Source organism: Myxococcus virescens (assembly GCF_900101905.1).
GTDB lineage: Bacteria > Myxococcota > Myxococcia > Myxococcales > Myxococcaceae > Myxococcus > Myxococcus virescens.
On the sequence record NZ_FNAJ01000002.1, the window covers coordinates 555,700 to 574,844 of the forward strand.

A 19,145-nucleotide genomic window follows, 5' to 3' on the forward strand; every position below is an offset into this window, starting at 1 on the left:
GGACGTACCGGGAAAGGGTTCAATGCGGACCCCGTCGTGGTGAACCCCCGCACCGCATGAACTCGCCCACCCAACCCGCCCGGTTGAGACCCTTCCGGCCCCAGCCCTTTGGCCGGTACACGCTCCTGTCCCAACTGGCGACGGGAGGCATGGGAGAGATCTACCTCGCGCGGTTGGAGGGGGCGCAGGGGTTCGAGAAGCTCTGCGTCATCAAGAAAATCCTCCCGCAGCTGGCCGCGGACACGGACTTCGTCGAGCGCTTCGTGGGCGAAGCCCGCACCCTGGTCCGCCTGAGCCATGGCTCCATTGCCCAGGTGCTGGACATGGGCCTCCACGAGGACGAGGCCTACATGGCGCTCGAGCACGTGGACGGCAAGGACCTGCGCAAGGTGGCCGCGCGCGTGCGGGACCGGCAGATGCCGCTGCCGGTCACGTTCATCCTCTACACCATGGGCCGGGTGCTGGACGCGCTGGCCTATGCGCACCGCAAGAAGGACGACGACGGGGAGGACCTGAAGCTCGTCCACCGGGACATCTCGCCGCAGAACATCCTCATCTCCTACGAAGGGGAGGTGAAGGTCATCGACTTCGGGCTCGCCAAGAGCCGGCTGTCGGCCGCGAAGACGAACCCCAGCATCATCCTGGGCAAGTTCCTCTACATGTCGCCGGAGCAGGCGCGGCACCAGCCGGTGGACCGCCGCAGCGACCTGTACGCGGTGGGGCTCTGCCTCTACGAGCTCATCTGCGGGAAGAACCCGTTCGACGGGGTCCACCCGGGCGAGCTCATGTCCCTGGTGGCGAACCCGCGAATCGCGCCGCTGGACCAGGTGGAGCCGCTCACGCCGCCCGCGGTGACGGCGCTGGTGGCCAAGGCGCTGGCGGTGGACCCGTCGCAGCGCTTCCAGACGGCGGAGGAGTTCCGCGGGCGGCTCCAGGCCTGCCTGATGGAGATTGACTCGAGCGCGGGCCCGGAGAGCGTCAGCCGCTTCATGCGCGAGCTGTTCTCGGCGGACTTCCAGTCCGAGCGGCGTCTCCTGGCGAGCCTCAAGGAGGTGCCGCGCCTGTCCACGGCAGAGGTCCGCGCGCTGGCCTCGATGCCGGATGATCCGCTGGCGCCAAAGACGGCGCACGCGATGCTGCCGGCGAAGACCATTCGCCTGGATGGCCCGGTGGAGCCGCTGTCGTTCTTCCCCACGCCCCGCAGCCGCGAGGGCGGTGGTCCGGTGACGGACGGCGAGACGCGCCCGGGTGTCCCGATGGACGAGTCCACCCGGCCCGGGTTCCCCATCGAGGCGCTGGAGGAAGAGGCTCGGACGCGGGGCGTGCGCCAGGACACGGCGCCCTCGGTGGAGGTGGGGCCCGAGGCCTTCGTTCGCGGCGGCGGGGTGAGTCCTTCGTCTGCGCCGATTCCTCGCGCGCCCGCGCTGACGCGCGAGGTCCAGATGACGTCGATGCCGCCCGAGGCGGTGCCGCCGGGTGTGGCCGCCGCGCGTGCGCTGCTTCCGTCGCACATGCGGCCGACCGAGCTGGCGATGCCGAGCCTGGGGGGGCCGTCTTCTCCCGAGGAGGCGTCCGTTCAGGTGGAGTCGACGGCCGCGAAGGCCGAGTCGCTTCGGGGCAGGGCGTTCGAGGCGAGCCCGAGCGTGATTGCCTCGGTGGGAGCGCCCACGCCCGCGGTGCCGCCGCGTGGGTCGCAGGGCACGGTGAGCCCGCGACCTCCGCCGCCAGGGGCCGAGCCGCGCGCGCCCGGAGCGGCGCTGCCGCGCAGCGGCGTGGTGGTGATGCCCGCGGTCAACGTGCCTGCTCCCGCGCCGTTGCCTCGCACGCCGGCGCTGGAGTCGATGCCGGCCGTTGAGGTCTCGGAGGGGGCTGCCGGAGACGAGGACTCCGCCTCGGAGCACGAGGGCGCGTTTGGGAGTGCGACGCCGGACGAGGCGGCATTCAGCGAGCCGCATCCTTCTGGCCCGATGCCTCGAACGGCTTCGATGGTGATGGCGGCCGTCCAGCCGCCTCCGCCGGGCTCAACGCCGTCTCGCGCGACGCCCGCGGTGGGCTCGCCGGATGAGGCCGCGGCTTCACGCTCCACGTCGTCGGCGGGCATGCCCGCTGTGGGCGCGCAGGCGGGGGTTTCGACTCGCGCCATCTCCTCCGTGGAAGTCGCTGCGTTGGATGCGCGGGACGAGGCCTCTTCCGACCCGGTGTCTGCCGTGGACAGGTCCTCGGAGGACGGGACGCCACCGCGCAGGGCGTCCTCGGCGGGGATGGCCGCGGTGTCGCCAGCCCCGACTGGCATGACGCCCTCGCGGGGCATGCCTTCACTGGGGACACCTCCACCTCCGAAGGGGGCAACGCCCTCGCGAGCCATCCCCAGCGCGCCTGCATCGGGAGCGACGGCATCCCGCTCCGCGCCCGTGGTGGACGAGCCCGTCGTGGACGCCACCCCCGCTGTTGGCGGGCAGGCCCTCTCCCCGGAGGACGAAGTCGAGGCCGCGCACGAGCCCGAGGCGGGCGTGTCCGAGGACGAAACCGGCCTTTCTTCGACCGACACGCCGCCACATGAAGGCGCCTCGTCGGAGCTGCCCGTGCTCTCCACCGAGGATGTGGGGCACGAGGACGCCGCGCCGAGCATCGCCGACGTCGACACGCATCCGCGCATCCACCGCCCCTCGCGAACCGAGCGCTACGACGACACCCAGCCCCGCGTCGCACATCACGCGGACACGGACCCTCGCGTCACCCGTCCTGACGACACGCATCCGCGCGTGGTGCTGGACGCGGGCCTCTTCAAGGATGTGGATGGCTCCGAGGACGAGGAGCGGTCCGGCGTCTCCCGGCCCAGGTCTCGGCGGGTCCGGTCGTCTTCGCCGGGGATGGCACCGGCCAGCACCGCGCGCAGGACAGGTTCCGTCTCCGCCGTGCGTCCCACCGCGCCCGCCCCCGTCGTGACGGACGAAGAGGAGGACGAGAGCGACGACGATGTCCGCGTCTCCCTCACGCCCAACGAGGAGACGCGGCGCACGACGATGCCCGTCCGCCCGGAGACGCGCTCGGCCGAGCGAATCGCGAAGGAGGACACCCGCCGCACGACGATGCCCGAGCGCCCCGAGCGTCGCCGCAAGGGCCCGCTGGTGCTCGTGCTGGTGTTGCTGTTCGTCATCCTGGCCGTGGTCGGGGCCTTCTTCCTGGGCCCCCCGGAGCTCCGCGCCCAGGTGCTGAGCCAGTTCATGCCGGAGAAACCCGCAGGGCCGCCGCCCGCGCAGCCCCTGCGTCCCTCCGCTCCCGACGAAGCGCAGACGGGCAAGGCGGCCAACGAGAATGGCCCGCCTCCCGAGGGGAACGCGGCGCAGGCGCCGGGAACCCCCGCGCCCGACATCGCGCCGCCCTCCGGTGCCACGCCGGGAACCCCCACGCCCAACGCCGCGCCGCCCGCCGATGCCACGGAAGGCCGAGGCTCGCTCGACGACTCCTTCCTCGCGCCGCTGGACGCGCAGCAGAAGAACACCGAGGTTCCCGAGAAGCGCGCGGCGCCGGTCCGCAAGATCCGCTCCGCGCGCTCCCGTCAGCTCACCGTGCTGGAGAGGGAGTGGCGTGAGACGAACGCGCTCTTCAACCAGCTCAACGCGGAGCACTCGTGCGTGGTGCTCGGCCTCTGGTGCACGCGGTACGCCGAGGTGAAGAGCGAGGTGGAGGCCGCGGGCAGCAGCGACAACCCGGAAGCGCTGCGCAAGGTCCGGGCGATGAAGCGCTACCTGCTGCAGAAGCAGAAGGAGCTGTACTAGTCCCGTGGAGCCCCTGCTCGTCACCCGGGCGCTGGTCGCTGGCTACGGTCCTCGTCCCATCTTGCAGGGTGTGGCGTGCGAGGTCCGGCCCGGTGAGCTGTGGGCGGTGCTCGGCCCCAACGGGACGGGCAAGAGCACGCTGCTGCGCGCGGTGCTGGGCCTGGGGCCCTGGACGCGCGGAGAAGTCCGCCTGCTGGGGCGCGAGCGCGCCGCCTGGGAGCCCCGAGCGCTCGCCCGCAAGGTGGCGTGGGTGCCGCAGACCATCGAATCCACGGAGGGCTTCAGCGGCCTGGAGCTGGTGTTGATGGGCCGCAGTCCGCACCTGGGCCTCTGGGGCCTGCCGTCCGCGGGAGACGTGGCGCTCGCGCGGGAGGTGATGACGGAGCTCGGCATCGCGCACCTGGCCGAGCGGCCCGCGGAGGCCCTCTCTGGAGGCGAGCGCCGGATGTTGATGCTGGCGCGAGGACTGGTGCAGCAGCCCGAGTTGTTGCTGCTGGATGAGCCCACCGCCTTCCTGGACGTGGCCCACCAAGTGGGCTCGCTCGACCGCGTGCGCGCGCGCGTGGACGCGGGGCTGGGCGCGGTGGCGGTGCTGCATGACGTGAACCTCGCCGCCGCCTTCGCCACCCATGTGCTGCTCCTCCGGGATGGCCAGGTGCTCGCGCAGGGGCCGGCGGACGAGGTGCTGGAGCGTGGCTCCCTGGAAACGCTCTACGGGCTGCCCATGGAAACCGCGCTGGCTCCGTCCGGTGCCCGGCTCTTCGCGCCCCGAGCACCCTCGCGCTGAACCTTCTTCGCCCCTCGGACGCCGGACAGTTGACCGGACGTGCCGGGCGGGAAAGCCTGGACCGCCTACATGTCCCGCTACGCCATCGCCATCTTCGCCAGTGCGTTCCTCTTGTTTGGCGTGCAACCCCTGGTGGGGCGCTATTCGCTGCCGTGGTACGGCGGAACGCCCGGCGTGTGGACGGCGTGCATGTTGTTCTTCCAGGCGGTGCTGCTGGGGGGCTACGCGTACTCGCACGGACTCGCCTCGCGGCTGGCACCTCGCACGCAAGCCCGCGTCCACCTGGGACTGCTCGCGGTGGCGGTGCTGCTGCTGGGCGCTCGCGCGTTGCTGGCGGGCTCGCCGGTGGCGCCCGGGCCTGAATGGCGTCCGGAGGGCACCGCGCTGGCCGTGCCCCGGCTGCTGGCGATGCTGGCGGTCACCATCGGCCTGCCTTTCTTCGTGCTGAGCACCACCGGTCCGCTGCTCCAGTCGTGGTTCGCCCGCGCGCGACCGGGCCGCTCGCCCTATCCGCTGTATGCGCTGTCCAACGCGGGCTCGCTGCTGGCGCTGCTCGGCTATCCCTTCCTGGTGGAGCCGTGGGTGGGGCGCGGCGCCCAGGCGTGGGGCTGGGGCGTGGGCTTCGTCTTCTTCGCCGTGGCCTGCGCGGTGTGTGCGCTGGACGTGATGAAGCAGCCAGACACGGCGCCCGTCGCCACGGCCGCGCCCGTGACGGCCACGCCGCTGACGGAAGGCACCGGGGTAGAGGCCGGCGCGGAGGTGGCACGCCCCACCATGCGCGCCACGATGACGTGGCTGGGGCTGAGCACCTGCGCGTCGGTGCTGCTGTTGGCGACGACGAATCAGCTCTCCCAGGACGTGGCGGCCGGCCCCTTCCTCTGGGTGCTGCCCCTGGCCGTCTACCTGCTGACCTTCATCCTCGCCTTCTCCCGTGAGTCCTTCTACTCGCGGACCATCTACGCGGTGCTGCTCATCGCCTCGGGCGCGGGCGTGGCGCACGCGCAGACGCAGGGGCCGCAGTCATCGCTCGCGCTCCAACTGGCCGCGTACTCCGTGGCCCTCTTCGCGGGCAGCATGGTGTGCCACGGCGAGCTGTACCGGCTGCGTCCACCGCCGCGCCACCTCAGCGCCTTCTACCTGTGGGTGTCCGCGGGCGGCGTGCTGGGCGGGCTGCTCATCAGCGTGCTGGCCCCCGCCGTCTTCAGCGCCTACTGGGAGTACCCCCTGTCGCTGGGCGCGTGCTGCGTCGTCGCGCTGGTGGGCATGGCGAAACAAGCGGGCGAAGCGACGCGGACGCAGCGGATGCAGCGTGTCCTGCGCGGCGCCATGCTGCTCCTGGTGGCCGGACACCTGACGTACACCATGGCCCGCGAGCAGGGCCGCGCGCGCTTCGCCTCGCGCAACTTCTTCGGCGTGGTGCGGGTGATGGAGCAGGGCGTGGGCTCGCCGGAGGACCACCGCTTCACGCTGCTGCACGGCGCCATCACCCACGGGCTCCAGTACGTGACGCCCGAGCGCAGGGGCGTGCCCACGACGTATTACACGCCGGAGGCGGGCCTGGGACTGGCCATCGCCGAGCAGCGCCGGCTGCGCGAAGCCGTGGGGCTGCCCGCGGGGCTTCGTGTGGGCGTGTTGGGACTGGGCGTGGGCACCAGCGCCGCGTTGCTCGAGGCGGAGGACACCGGGCGCTTCTACGAAATCGACCCCGCGGTCATCGCGCTGGCGCAGGGCGAGGGCGGCTACTTCTCCTTCCTGGGAGACACGCCGGCGAAGGTGGAGCTGGTGGAGGGGGACGCGCGCATCTCCCTGGAGCGGGAGCTGGAGGCGGGCGGCGCGCAGGGCTTCGACGTGCTCGCGCTGGACACCTTCTCCTCGGACGCGGTGCCGGTGCACCTGCTCACCCAGGAGGCGGTGGCGCTCTACCGCGCGCACCTGGCGCCCCATGGCGTGCTGGCGCTGCACATCAGCAACGTCCACCTGGACCTGGTGCCGCTGACGCTGGCGCACGCGCGGGCCCTGGGGCTGCACGCGGCGCTGGTGGTCAACGAGACGCAAGGGGACGCGCTGCGCAGCAACTGGATGGTGCTGAGCCCGGACCGCGAGTTCTCGTGGGGACCCACCTTCACCCGGGCCTCCGCGCGCGTGCGCCGGCTGGGCCTGCGGGAGGACCCCGACTTCACGTGGACGGACGAGAAGAGCAGCGTGCTGCACGTGCTCCGCCGCGGCAGGCCCTCGGCGAGCGTCAAGGACGTGGAGGCCTCCTCCGGCCCGCCCGGCCCCGCGTCCGCCCAGCCCGGGACGGAGTGACTCAGGCGCGCGGCATCGCCTGGGGGCCGGAGGTGGCGACGGCGCTCAGGTCGAGCGCGACCAGCATCACCAGCACGCCGCAGGGAATCGCCAGGGTGGCCGCGCCGAGCCGGGCGAAGAGCAGCGGCCCCAGCGTGCAGCCGCCCAGGAAGGCGGAGCCGAGCCCCAGGTGCAGCCGTGTCCGTTCGAATTCAACAGCGGTGGGCAGCGCCCAGAGACGGCGTCGCAGGCCCAGCAAGCCCTGGCCCCGCGTTCCCTCGCGCAGCCAGGAACCCAGCCGCACCACCTGGATGCCGATGTCGGTGAGGATGCCGGTGATGTGCGTGGTGCGCACCACGGCGCCGGAGACGCGGGTGACGAGCGCGTTCTGGAGCCCCATGGCATAGGCCAGGCCCCACATGAGCGTCGGCTCGTGGGTACTGGGGTGGTACGCCAGCCAGGCGCCGATGCCGCCCAGCGTGAGTGCCTCCAGGAGCAGTGCGGAGGAGTGGCGGCCCCGGGGGCGCTGCTGTGAGAGCTCCAGCAGCACCGACGCGGACACGGCGCCCACCACGAAGGACAGCAGGAGTTGCGCGGCGAGCAAGGCCAGGGCCACGTTGCCCGAGGCCAGGGACTCTCCCAGCGTGGCCATGGTTCCGGACATGTGCGACGTGTGCAGGCCCAGCGCCACGAAGCCCGTGGTATTCACCAGGCCCGCCACGCCCGCGAGCAGCACTGACAGCAGTGTGTAGGCTCTCCGGTTCCCGGGAGACGATTCCGATGAGAAGGGCATCGCAGTGCCCGAGGCTAACACCGGCCTCGGGCAGGGGCGCGCGGAACTAACCCGGCGGCCAGCCCAGCGGGCGCCCGGCCAGCAGGTGCAGGTGGATGTGGAAGACCGTCTGGCCGGCGTGCGCATGGGTGTTCATCACCACCCGGTAGCCGTCGTTCGGGTCCGCGTGCCCGCGCTCCTGGGCCACCTTGGCGGCCGCGGTGAAGAGGTGGCCCACCAGCTCGCGGTCCTCCGCCGTGATGTCGTTCACGGTGGGGATGTGCTTGTGGGGGATGAAGAGCACGTGGGTGGGGGCCTGGGGATTGATGTCCTCGAAGGCCACGCACATGTCGTCGCGGTAGACCACCTTGGCGGGGATGAGCCCGTCGCGAATCTTGCAGAAGAGACAGTCGGACATGTTTTCCGGCTTACCAGCGGCCGGAGCCCCACGGAATGGCTTCCGTGGCCTTCCGTTGCCTGCCGGAACCCGCATTTTGCCTCCCGGTGGGGCGGCCGGGCCCCGGGTCTCCTCCCTGGGCCCCTCTCGTTGAGGGCCCAAGGAAGGCTGTCCCCCTCAAAGGGCCCCACCGGTGATATCCACGCCCTGACGATGAAATCCATCCGCATCTCCCAGCTCCTCGAGGACCGCGACTACGACATGCGGCTCATTCTCGTCGCCGGCGGCGGCGGGCTGTCGCGCATCGTGGTGTCCTCGCGCATCCAGAAGCCGGGGCTGGCGCTTGCGGGCTTCACCGAGCACCTGCATCCGCACCGCGTCCAGGTGTTCGGCAACACGGAGATTTCATACCTGGCCACGCTGCCGGAAGAGCGGCAGCGCGCGTCGCTGGCGCAGCTCTTCGGCGAGGAGGAGCTGGCGTGCGTGGTGGTGACCAAGGACCTGGACATTCCCCAGGCCCTCGTCTCCGCGTGTGAAGGCGCGGGGCTGGCGCTGATGAAGACGCCGCTGCTCTCCAGTGAGTTCATCATGCGGGTGCAGACGTTCCTGGATGAGGCCCTCACCGAGTCCAGCAGCCTGCACGGGGTGTTGATGGACGTGTTCGGCGTGGGCATCTTGCTGCTGGGCAAGAGCGGCATCGGCAAGAGCGAGATTGCCCTGGACCTGGTGATGCGGGCCCACCGCCTGGTCGCGGACGACATCGTGGACGTCACCCGCCGCAAGGGGGCCGTCTACGGCGCTGGCAACCCGGTCATCAAGCACCACATGGAGATTCGCGGCCTGGGCATCATCAACATCAAGGACCTGTTCGGAGTGGCCGCCATCCGCGAACAGAAGAAAATCGAGCTGGTCATCGAGCTCCAGGAGTGGGACCCCCACCAGGAGTATGATCGGCTGGGCGTGGAGGACAAGCACCTGCAGATTGTGGGGGTGGACATCCCCCTGTCGGTGGTGCCCGTTCGTCCGGGCCGCAACATGGCGACCATCATCGAGGTCGCCGCGCGTAATCAGTTGCTAAAGCTACAGGGCCACCACTCGGCGAGAGAGTTCGCCGAGCGACTCAACCGGGCCATCGCCGAAGGGGCGATGCGCCGTACCCTGGGAGAAGAGGTCGAGTGACCGCCCCCGCGAAACAAATCGTCATCATCACCGGCATGTCCGGGTCCGGTAAGTCCACCGCCATCCGCGCGTTGGAGGATTCGGGCTTCTTCTGTATCGACAACCTGCCGGTGTTGCTCTTGCCCAAGCTCACGGAGCTGGCGGGCGGCGGCCACTTCGAGCGCATGGCGCTGGTGGTGGACGTCCGCGAAGGCGTCTTCCTCAAGGACGCGCCCCGCATCCTCGCGGAGGTCCGCCGCGCCGGGCACCAGGTGGAAGTGCTCTTCCTGGACTCCAGCGACGACAGCCTCATCCGCCGCTTCAGCGAGACGCGCCGCCGCCACCCGCTGGCGCCCAACGGCACCGTCGCCGAGGGCATCAAGGCGGAGCGCCAGGCGCTGCGTGACTTGCGCGAGCTGGCCGACCAGGTCATCGACTCGTCCACGCTGAACGTGCATGACTTGAAGCGCATGGTGCAGGCGCGCTTCAGCCCGGAGCCCGCCGCGGGCCCCAGCCTGTCCATCATGTCGTTTGGCTACCGCTACGGCGTGCCGCCCCAGGCGGACCTCGTCCTGGACGTGCGCTTCCTGCCCAATCCGTACTTCGTCCCGGAGCTGAAGGGGCTCACGGGCAAGGTGCCGAAGGTGGCGGCCTACGTGCTGGAGCGTGAGGAGACACAGCAGTTCCTCGAGAAGGTCGTGGACCTCTGCCGCTTCCTCTTCCCTCGCTACCAGAAGGAGGGGAAGGCGTACCTCACCGTGGCCCTGGGCTGCACCGGCGGCAAGCACCGCTCCGTCGCCATCGCCGCCGAGCTCACCCGGCGCCTGACGGACGAAGACACCCGCGTCCAGCTCTGGGACCGGGACATCGAGAAGGAATAGCGCCGCCAAATTGCAATGTAATTGTGTTGCAGTTTGCTCCAGTTGAAGGTGGGACAAGGACTCTGTCAGCTTTTGGAGAGGTGGGGATGAGTCCCCATCCTCTCCGTCCTGGAGTCCCGACATGCGAGTCTTCAAGTCCGCCGTCTGGTGTTGTGCCGCCGTGTCCCTGGCCGCTTGTGGCGCCCCCGAAGAGGCCCCCGCGCAGGAGGCGCTGGCGCAGCAAGAGGCCGCGCTGGTGACCGGCACCACGCAGGGCTGCACGTACACCATCTCCTCCGTGCCGGTGCCCGGCTCCATGCCTCCGAGCCTGGACATCGTCGTGACGCGCGCGGCGTCCGGCACGTGCGCCCATGGCGCGGGCAGCGTGACGCTGGGGCGGTCCTACAACACCCCGTACCTCGCGCTCCTGGCCAACAGCTACGGCGTGGCCACGGCCTTCTCGTACAAGCCCACGCCCAGTGGCAGCTCGATGAATCGCTGTCAGGTGAACCACATCGACCCGGCGACGCTCGGCATGGTCCGCTCGCATGACATCGTCGTCATGTACGGGACGAACCATGTGAACTCCTGCGCGCTAGACCAGACGGACGGCGGCGCGACGCTGGTCGTCTACGGGACGAAGGGTGGCCCGCTGCCGGGTGAGGTCGGCAACCGCCCCAACTACGTGGCGACGTATTACGACTTCTTCACCAGCACCACGCCGCCTGTCTATTACACCTACTGAGACAGGCTCCGGGCGCGCGCCTCAGCTCGACTCGCCCAGGCTGAGGCGCTTGCTGCCCACGCCGTTCTTGTCCGCGAAGGACGCGGTGCGCTCGCGGTTGAGGTGAGCCAGGGCGTCACGCTCCTTCTGTCCGCCCACGTCCGGGCGGTTCTCCAGCGCGAAGATGCCGCCGCTGCCGTGGTGCTCCTTGCCGGCCTGGACCGCGCTCTCCAAGTCCCTGGCGGACACCCAGTACTCGCCATTGACGGGGTCCTTCACGCGGAACAGGTCGTCCGACGTGTCGGCCGTCCCGTTGCTGTTGACGCCGTCGATGGTGACCCAGTGGAGCTGGCCCGGCCCGTTGCGCCGTTGCTCGGGTGCGAGCGCGCCGTTGAGGATGGCATTGGCGTCCACGAGCGCCAGGCCGAACTGACCGGCCTTCATCACCTTGCTCATCGCCGCCGCGTCGAAGTCGGCGAAGCCGTCCGTGACTTCGATGCCCAGGCCCCCCAGCGCGGTCGCCATCTCCGTGGGCGTGGCGCCATCATCCAGGTTGACGTCCACCGGGGCGTGGACGGACCGGGCGCGGCTGACCTGCGACGCGCGCTCGCGGACCGTCGCTCGCTCCTGCTTCTCGCACAGGCTGCCCTTCGTCACGCTGCGGCTCGCCCGGCTCAGGAAGGCCAGCGTCGCCTCGCCGCAGCCCGTGTCCGAGCTCTGCGCGATGACCGACGCGGTGGGCGCCCAGCCCTTGTCGGCCTGCGCCTGCGCCGCTTCATTCTCGGGTGCCAGGTCTCGCAGGAAGGGAAGCTCGCTGGTCCCCGTGGCGTCCGGCACCGACAGCCGCGGCACGCCCTTGGCCGCGGGCTTCGTGTCCTGGAAGGTGTCCCGCTCCAGACGAGGCATCGCCGGGGCGGGGCTGCTCACCGGCCTGGCGGGTGACGTCTCCATGGGCGTCCTGGCGTCCTTCAACACGGCCGGATGGATGGGCTTGGACAGGGCCTGCGGCGCTGAGTTGAACATGGTGGTGACAATCCTGGTCACGGCGGACCCTCCCTGACTTCCTTCGCCTGTTCGCATTATCGGCGGCATGTGTGTGTTGTTGCGCGTGAATCCTTCATGGGCGCAGGGAGTCGCTCGCTTCCCGGTACACTTGCGTCATGGCCAACACCGATGACCGGGGCTCGGGTGCTGATGATTCGCCAGAGCTGTCCACGCAGGTCGTGTCAGCGGATGTGCAGGGGACGCCGCATGCGGCGGAGTCTTCCTCCGCGCGCGACGCGCCTGGGGAGTGGCGTTCGCGGAGCCCGCTGGGCCAGCGGGTGGGGCGCTTCATCCCGTTGAAGCTGCTGGGGCAGGGCGGCATGGGTGCGGTGTTCGCGGCCTATGACCCGGACCTGGACCGCAAGGTGGCGCTCAAGTTGTTGAGCGTGGAGGCCCGCTCCGCGGACGAGGAGGGCGGGCGTGCCCGGCTGCTCCGCGAGGCGCAGGCCATGGCGCGTGTCTCCCATCCCAATGTCATTCCCATCTACGAGGTGGGCACCTGGGACGCGCAGGTCTTCTTCACCATGGAGTGCGTGGCCGGTGGCACGCTGGCGGACTGGCGGCGGGAGAAGCCCCGTTCCTGGCGCGAGGTGCTGGAGAAGTACCTGCAAGCGGGACGTGGGTTGGAGGCCGCGCACGCGGCGGGGCTGGTGCACCGCGACTTCAAGCCCGCCAACGTGCTGGTGGGGCGTGACGGGCGCGTCTGCGTCACGGACTTCGGCCTGGCGCGTCCCGTGGACAACCTGCCTCTGGACGAACAGCCCACGCTGGCGCGCGTGCGCGACGCCTCGGAGACGTCGCGCCCGCTGCATGACCCGCTCACCGAAACGGGCGTCGTCCTGGGCACGCCGCCGTTCATGTCCCCCGAACAGTTCCGCGGCGAGTCCCTGGACGCGCGCTCGGACCAGTTCAGCTTCTGCGCGGCGCTGTACCGAGCGCTCTACAACCAGCGCCCCTTCGACCCCGACGAGCTCTCGCGTGCCGCGAAGGCGCTGAGGTCCGCACCCGCGAAGGTGACGGCGCCGTTGGAGCGAGCCGGGCGGGAGCCCTCGCCCATCCACGAGCCGCCGAGCGACGCCCGCGTCCCCGCCTGGGTGCGGCGCGCCGTGATGCGGGGGTTGTCACTGGAGCCGGAGGCGCGCTTCGCCTCCATGGGGGCGCTGCTGGAGGCGCTGTCGCAAGAGCAGCAGCGCGCACGGGCCCGCAAGGCGGGAGGGATGGCCGCGGCCACGGTGGCGCTGGTGGGCGCGGTGGGCGGTGGGCTGTGGTTTCAGTCCAGCGTCTGCGCGGGCGCGGAGGGGCTGCTGGCGGACAGTTGGGGGGCCGAGGCGAAGCAGCGACTGGCCTCGGCCTTTGCGGCCACGGGCAGCCCCCTGGCGGGGGACATGGCGGGCCGGGTGGGGCAGGTGTTGGATGCCTATGCCAGCAATTGGGTGCGGCAGCACACCGACGCGTGCGAGGCCACGCGCCTGCACGAAGTGCAGCCGGAGGCGCTGTTCACCCAGCGCGTGGTGTGTCTGGAGCGGCGGCACAAGGATTTGCGCGCGCTGGTGGGCGCCCTGTCCCAGGTGGACAAGGCGGGCGTGGAGAAGACGCTGGACGCGGCGTATGCGCTGCCTTCGCCCGAGGACTGCGCGGACGTGGAGGCGCTGGCGAGCCAGCAGCCCCGACCCGCGGACCCGGCGATGCGCGCGGAGCTGGAGTCATTGGAGGGCGCGCTGTCGGAGGTGAAGGCGCTGGTGGACACCAGCCGTTATCCCCAGGCCCTGGCGGCGGCGAACGTGGTGGAGTCGCGGGTGTTGGCCGCGCGGTACGCGCCGCTGACGGCGGAGCTGCGCTTCCACCAGGGATGGCTCCAGGCCGTGCTGGGGGAGAAGGAGAAGGGCGCGGGGCTGCTGGAGCAGGCCGTCTATGACGCCACGTCGGGCCGGGCGGACCGGCTGGAGGTCTCCATTCTCAACAAGTTGCTCTACGTGGAAGGGGAGCGCGAACGCTTCGAGCACGCCTCTCAATGGGCACGCCTGGGCAAGGCGACCCTCCAGCGGCTGGGCGGGGACGCGGTGTTGCGGGGCGACCTGCTGGTGAACGAGGCCAACATCGCGTTGATGCGCGGTCAGACGGAAGACGCCCGGGCGTTGCTGGAGGAAGCCAACACCGTGCTGGCGGACGCGCTGGTGCCGGGCCATCCGAAGCGCGCGCGGGTGACGTTCTCACTGGGGCGGGTGCTGCTGGAGGTGGGGGCCTTCCCGGAGGCCGTGCGGGTGATGGAGGAGGCGCTGCGCCAGACGGAGGCGGCGGTGGGGCCTCGGCACCTGGACGTGGCTCGGCGCCACCAGGGCCTGTCCATGGCGCTGCGCGAGCAGCGGGAGTTCGCGCGGGCCTTGGCGCATGCCCGGGCCTCCGTGGCGCTGCACCGCGAGCTGCTGGGCGACAGTCACCTGAAGCTGGCGGAGGCGCTCGACGAGGAGGGCATGAGCCTGCTCGCGCTGGGCCGCCACGAAGAGGCGCTGAAAGTCTATGAGGCGGCGCTGGCGGTGAAGCGCGCCCAACTGGGGCCCGACGACGAGGACCTCCAGTACTCCTACGACGGCGTGGGGCAGGCCCTGCTGGGACTGGGGCGCACGCGCGAGGCGCTGGCGCCGCTGCGCAAGGCGGTGGCCTTCACGGGCGCGCAGGAGGACTCGCTGGGGGAGTCGGGCTTCGCGCTCGCGCGGGCGCTGTGGAAGGAAGGGCAGGGTGTGGAGGCGCGGACCGAGGCGGCGAAGGCGCGTGAGCGCTTCACGGCCTCGGGCCGGACGCTCCAGGCCGAGGCGGTGCGGGCGTGGTTGGACGCGCTGCCTCCGGAGACGAAGGCGAAGCCCACCCGTCCCCAGCAGCGGAGGCGCCGCTAGGGACGGGACGTGCCGTGGCTCACGGCGTGGTGAAGAGGGAGCTGATGGTGTCCGCCATGTGGAGGGGGAGCTTCTCGAAGATGGTGAAGGGCTCTCGCGTCACCTCCTGATGCGGGCTGTCCAGGGCCGTGACCCTCACCGAGTAGATGGCGTTGGGCGCCAGCGTTCCCACGGGCAGCCGGACCTCGGTGGCCGTGCCCGGCAGGTAGAGGGCCGTCTGGGTCGACGCGCTGGTGTTGACGTAGCGAATCAGGCTCACCCGATAGGCGGTAGGCGCGCCGTTCGCGGGTGGCTTCCAGGTGATGATGGGGCTGGTGTTGCCCACCACGCGCTGGGACGTCGCCGGAATGCCGTCGATGGACAGCGCGCGCGGAGGCGTCAGCGCGGGCGTGATGGGGCTCGCCACCAGGTTCTCCACATAGTCCGACGTCATGAGCGAGCCCGTCACGCTTCGCGTGATGGTGGTGTTGCCCGGCAGGGGCTCCAGGATGCGGTACTGATAGGTGGCGGTGCCCACGGGGCGCCACGACGAAGGGTAGGGGTTTCCATACGGCAACCGGTCAGCGATCGTGTGAGAGGTGCCAGGCGGGAGCAGGAGGCTGAAGAGCTCCCCCGAGTAGCCGACCCAGCCCTCCTGGGGGCCGTGGGCCGAGGGCTCGATGTAGAAGGACGGCGTGCGCGCCATCGCGGCGGGGTGGATTTCGGTGGCGACGGAGGCGTAGTTGCCCAGGCGCCACTCAAAGGAGACGTCCGTCATGGGGACGTCCTGCATGGCGCCGATGATGACGAGCGGCGTCACCCCATCCGCGGTGAAGTTGAAGGCAGGCAGTTGCGCGCTGCGGACGAGGGCCGAGGCAACCAGGGGTTCACCGTTCGGAAGCGGTTTTCCGAAGACGTTCGTGAGTTGATTCACGTACAGCCGGTCCCCCTTCGCCGCTTCGAAGACGGGGAAGTTGCCCGACAGGCCGTAGGCCTGCGCGTCCTGCGCGTCCAGTTGCGTCTGGCCCACGGCGACGTAGTCGTTGGTGTACACCTCCGCCGAGAGGTCGACCTGCCCGGAGACAATCTGCAGCCGGCTGCCACCGCTGTACCCGACGGAATCCTGCCAGGGGGCGAGGTTCGTGAGGTTCAGGTACGCGGGCGTCATGGAGTGAGACGTCGCGACGGCGTCCTGACGTCCCAGATAATGACGGCCAATCTCCACACGCCGCTCGTCGGTGACGACATAGGCGCTCCCCGTCTTCAGGTAGTATTCCCCCTGAGGCACGCTGGGAAAGCGATAGCCCTCCGATGAGGGCGCGCCGGTGTAGCGCGTGAAGCCGGTCCGGGTGCGGACGAGCAGCTCGGGAGGATTGGAGGACAGGTCCTTGCTCCGGACCGCGACGCCCACGGAGGTGTAGAAGCGCTCGGTGTGGGTGATGATGACGTCGCCCGAGTCAACATCATCCATTTCGCCGGGGGCATCGTCTTCGCCAGTGGGCTGACCCGTCCAGGTCCCGTCCTCCCCTGGGATGCCGTTGGGTGACGCTGGTGGTGGATTGTCTTTGGGGTCGTTGGTGACATCCGGTCCATTGTCGGCACAGCCCGACAAGACAAGGCACATCGAGACACACGCCACTCCGAGGCGATACATGCGCATGAGTTCCCACGCTGAAAGGTGATGAGGGACAACTGGCGCGGGAGTCTCGGGGAAGTCAGGCGATGTCTGCAACTCAACGCAAGGAAGGTCCATCTTTCCGCCGGGGCTTTAATCCGAAGCCCTGGCGGAAAGTGGACGCGCTCCTCAGGAGTCGTAGCCGTGGTTGCCCTTGAAGACGAGCACCTTGCCGCTGTCTGGATAGAACAGCACCGCCCACGCCTCGTTGTCGTGGCAGTTGTGGCAGGGCACTTCATACGTCGAAATCCAGGCCTGCACTTCGCCGCCGCCGGCAAAGGCATCCACCGCGGCCAGCAGCTGGTCTCCGTCCCGCCAGGGATTGAAGAACAGCACCTGCGACAAGCCGCTGCGGCCGACGAAGCTCCCCGTGTCCGGGTACGGCAGTTGAGGGTTCAGCGCGGTGAGCTTCGCCATGACGGACTGAATCGTCTTGGGCTCGGTGGGGCACTCCGGGATGCTGTACGCGTCCACGGGCTCCAGGTGGTGCCAGCTCATGCCCGTGGAGGTGGAGTTCCACTGGAGGCGCTCCGGCTCCAGGACCGAGGCGTCAATGGCCGTGAGGGCCAGGGGCGAGGTCGCTCCACCCTCACAGACGCCCGCGTACATGCAGCGGGACACCTGCCGGTAGGTGCCACACGCGGAGAAGTCCAGTGCGCCCTGTGGCTGCGAATAGACGCACGCGTGCACGGAAGGCAGGCAGGGCTGGCTGGGCCAGACCTCGTAGGCGTCGCCGGACGTGAGCGCCAGCTCCGTGACGCGCGCGACCAGCCGGGCCGTCTTCTGCGCCGTACCGCCGCCGGTGAGCGCGGCGTTGAAGGTGAGCGGCACGGTGTGCGGGTCGATGGCCTGATAGACGGCCGGGTACCGCCAGTCGAGCAGGAACTGGCCCGCGCTCACGCGGGTGACCGTCGGGGTCCCATCGGGCGCAGTCACCAGGAGCGAGTTCGCCGCCGCGCTGACGTGCCCTCGGTAGACGAGGACGTCATCACCATTGCGCACGTAGACGGGGTTGACCTCCGTCTCCACGTAGATGTCGCTGGCGCCACGGAAGTCGTAGAAGCGCGGCGCCACCACGATGCGCGCGGTGTACTGGTTCGGCGTGCCTGTGAAGGTGTTGACGGTGATGAAGAGTGGCAGGCCGGAGAGCACGGTGTTCAGCTCGTGCCCCTCCTTGAGGACGACCTCGAAGCGGCGCTCGCTGATGATGGCCGCCGTGCCGAAGGCGTCGTCCGGGACGAAGCTGAACACATGCTGGAGGTAGCGGTTCGCGGTGGCGCGCAGGACGAGCGCGCGCTCCCCGTCCCGCTCCTCGAAGGTGCCGAGCGTCTCGAAGCTCAGCTCGAGCGCCCCTTCGGACGCGTAGATACGGGTGGGCGCCGTGGCCTCGGCGGTGACGACGCCGGCTTCGACCACCGGCTCAGAGGCCGTGTCGGCACAGCCAGACGCCGCGAACGCGGTGAAACATGCGAGAGCAATGCTGCGAAACTGCATGCGTATCCTCCAGGTTGAAAACCCGTGGATACCACCTCAACATGACATCTCCGTGAAACCCGGACCCCGGAGCGGGCCGGGCTCCACGGAGGGGCTGGCTCAGTCCGCGGTGAAATACACGTTGTCGAGCAGGAGCGTGTCCGCGGCCGGGCCCGCGCCAGCGATGAAGACGAACGGCGCCTGCACCGCGTTGAGCTGCAATCCGCCCGCGACGAAGTCCGCCAGCGGAATGGCCAGGTGGTGCCACTGCCCGTCATTCGTGTAGCCGTACCGTGACGCGGGGAGCTGGACGCTCTGGTCGTCGTTCATGCCAATGGACACGTTGGCGAAGCCCGGGTCGGCCGAGTTGAGGCTCACGTGCAGTGTCGTCCAGCCATCCAGGTTGCGCGGGGTGCTCCAGTGCACGCCGAAGCCCAGCCACGTCTTGCCCGCGTGCACCACCAGGTCGGACTGGCGGCCCTCGATGCGCGTGGTGGAGGGCTCCAGGGAGAGCGTGCCGTCGTAGAGGTGGATGTGCACGGTGGTGTTGTCCACCGGGATGTCCTGGGAGCGGCCCCCCTCGTAGAAACCCACGCCCAGGCGCCGCTGACCTTCCACATAGGGGGAGGGGCCCGGGAGCGCCTCGTCGTTGGGTTCTCCGCCCGCGTCGGGCCGGTTGTAGCCCTGGTCCGTGTAGTCCGGCACGCCCGGGTCGGGACGGCAGCCCGCCAGGAGCATGAGCACCGCGAAGCCCGCGCGCCTCATGGCCGCACCGCCCGGTCTCCGCCGCCAGCCGTGCTCATCAACACCCAACCGCCTTGCACCGCGCCTCCCATCTCCACGATGCCCTTGTACGCGGGCGTCGCCAGGTCATAGGCGTAGGTGCCCGTGGCGTCGTACGTCACCGCGTCCGGGAAGGAATCGAGCATCGTTTGATAGGCGCGGATGGCCTGGAGCCGCACCTGCGGCAGGTCCTCCTGACGCGCCTCACCGTTCTGGTAGATGGCGAGCAGGTTGTTGCCTACGTAGAACTGGGCCTCGCCGCCCGGCTCGCGGGCCAGCAACGTGGCCCACGAATAGAACGCGGCCACGTTGCCGGCGCGGGATTCGATGTCCCACTTCGTCTCCGCGCCGGGCGTGCTGCTTCGGAACGGATTGTTCGGGTCGTCCAGCACGGACTGGTCCGGGTAGATGCCGACGTCCGGGCTGTGGAACTGGAGCGTGAGCCCGTCCAGGGATTCGCCATACACGAAGCTGGCGGGGTCGTAGCAGCCGGTGACGACTCCGGCGCAGGCCAGCAGAAGCCACGTCTTCATACGT

Annotated in this window: 14 protein-coding genes; 7 read left to right on the forward strand and 7 right to left on the reverse strand. The window is 70.1% G+C overall.

Going from position 1 to position 19,145, the window contains the following annotated elements; translation table 11 throughout:
- The first annotated feature begins 149 nt into the window (after positions 1 to 149).
- From BLU09_RS09010 to BLU09_RS09020, 3 genes are all read left to right on the forward strand, one after another.
- A complete protein-coding gene (locus tag BLU09_RS09010) occupies positions 150 to 3,779 on the forward strand; it encodes a serine/threonine-protein kinase (RefSeq protein ID WP_425270575.1) in 3,630 nt (1,209 codons plus the stop codon).
- A gap of 4 nt (positions 3,780 to 3,783) precedes the next feature.
- On the forward strand, positions 3,784 to 4,566 hold the full coding sequence (locus BLU09_RS09015; protein ID WP_090488241.1) for an ABC transporter ATP-binding protein: 783 nt from the start codon (positions 3,784 to 3,786) through the stop codon (positions 4,564 to 4,566).
- A 69-nt stretch (positions 4,567 to 4,635) separates the two neighbouring features.
- Complete coding sequence (locus tag BLU09_RS09020) at positions 4,636 to 6,873, forward strand: fused MFS/spermidine synthase (protein ID WP_090488243.1); 2,238 nt, start codon at positions 4,636 to 4,638, stop codon at positions 6,871 to 6,873.
- 1 nt (position 6,874) lies between these two features.
- Here BLU09_RS09020 and BLU09_RS09025 read toward each other — a convergent pair whose 3' ends face one another.
- Both BLU09_RS09025 and BLU09_RS09030 read right to left on the reverse strand, forming a co-directional pair.
- Entirely contained in the window at positions 6,875 to 7,645 is a 771-nt protein-coding gene (locus tag BLU09_RS09025) for a YoaK family protein (RefSeq protein ID WP_244171559.1), read from the reverse strand.
- 46 nt (positions 7,646 to 7,691) lie between these two features.
- Positions 7,692 to 8,042 carry a histidine triad nucleotide-binding protein gene (locus tag BLU09_RS09030; RefSeq protein ID WP_090488247.1) on the reverse strand — a complete coding sequence of 117 codons (351 nt, stop codon included), beginning with the start codon at positions 8,040 to 8,042 and terminating at the stop codon, positions 7,692 to 7,694.
- 192 nt (positions 8,043 to 8,234) lie between these two features.
- Between BLU09_RS09030 and hprK the strand changes: the two genes are divergently transcribed.
- The 3 genes from hprK (at position 8,235) to BLU09_RS09045 (ending at position 10,784) form a co-directional block, all read left to right on the forward strand.
- Positions 8,235 to 9,200 (forward strand): HPr(Ser) kinase/phosphatase, encoded by a 966-nt coding sequence (hprK, locus tag BLU09_RS09035; RefSeq protein WP_090488249.1) that lies wholly within the window; start codon positions 8,235 to 8,237, stop codon positions 9,198 to 9,200.
- A complete protein-coding gene (rapZ, locus tag BLU09_RS09040) occupies positions 9,197 to 10,060 on the forward strand; it encodes an RNase adapter RapZ (protein WP_013937801.1) in 864 nt (287 codons plus the stop codon). Before hprK ends, rapZ begins: the two co-directional genes overlap by 4 nt.
- 121 nt (positions 10,061 to 10,181) lie before the next feature.
- Positions 10,182 to 10,784, forward strand: coding sequence for a hypothetical protein (locus BLU09_RS09045; RefSeq protein ID WP_090488251.1), 603 nt, complete (start codon positions 10,182 to 10,184; stop codon positions 10,782 to 10,784).
- Between the two features lie 21 nt (positions 10,785 to 10,805).
- Here the strand turns inward: BLU09_RS09045 and BLU09_RS09050 are convergent, their stop codons facing one another.
- Positions 10,806 to 11,786 carry a hypothetical protein gene (locus tag BLU09_RS09050; RefSeq protein WP_244171560.1) on the reverse strand — a complete coding sequence of 327 codons (981 nt, stop codon included), beginning with the start codon at positions 11,784 to 11,786 and terminating at the stop codon, positions 10,806 to 10,808.
- 137 nt (positions 11,787 to 11,923) lie between these two features.
- Here BLU09_RS09050 and BLU09_RS09055 point away from each other — a divergent pair, with 137 nt between their 5' ends.
- A complete protein-coding gene (locus BLU09_RS09055) occupies positions 11,924 to 14,698 on the forward strand; it encodes a serine/threonine-protein kinase (RefSeq protein ID WP_244171561.1) in 2,775 nt (924 codons plus the stop codon).
- Between the two features lie 19 nt (positions 14,699 to 14,717).
- On the opposite strand, the gene BLU09_RS09060 is transcribed toward BLU09_RS09055, so the two are convergent.
- The 4 genes from BLU09_RS09060 to BLU09_RS09075 all read right to left on the reverse strand — a co-directional run bounded on the left by BLU09_RS09060 (position 14,718) and on the right by BLU09_RS09075 (position 19,141).
- Positions 14,718 to 16,148 carry a fibronectin type III domain-containing protein gene (locus BLU09_RS09060; RefSeq protein WP_090488255.1) on the reverse strand — a complete coding sequence of 477 codons (1,431 nt, stop codon included), beginning with the start codon at positions 16,146 to 16,148 and terminating at the stop codon, positions 14,718 to 14,720.
- Positions 16,149 to 16,481: 333 nt separating this feature from the next.
- Positions 16,482 to 17,846, reverse strand: coding sequence for a hypothetical protein (locus tag BLU09_RS09065; RefSeq protein WP_090488257.1), 1,365 nt, complete (start codon positions 17,844 to 17,846; stop codon positions 16,482 to 16,484).
- A gap of 99 nt (positions 17,847 to 17,945) precedes the next feature.
- Entirely contained in the window at positions 17,946 to 18,590 is a 645-nt protein-coding gene (locus tag BLU09_RS09070; protein ID WP_090488259.1) for a hypothetical protein, read from the reverse strand.
- Positions 18,587 to 19,141: a hypothetical protein gene (locus BLU09_RS09075; protein ID WP_244171562.1), complete on the reverse strand. Its 555-nt coding sequence runs from the start codon at positions 19,139 to 19,141 to the stop codon at positions 18,587 to 18,589. The genes BLU09_RS09070 and BLU09_RS09075 overlap by 4 nt, the downstream gene beginning before the upstream one ends.
- Positions 19,142 to 19,145 lie beyond the last annotated feature (4 nt).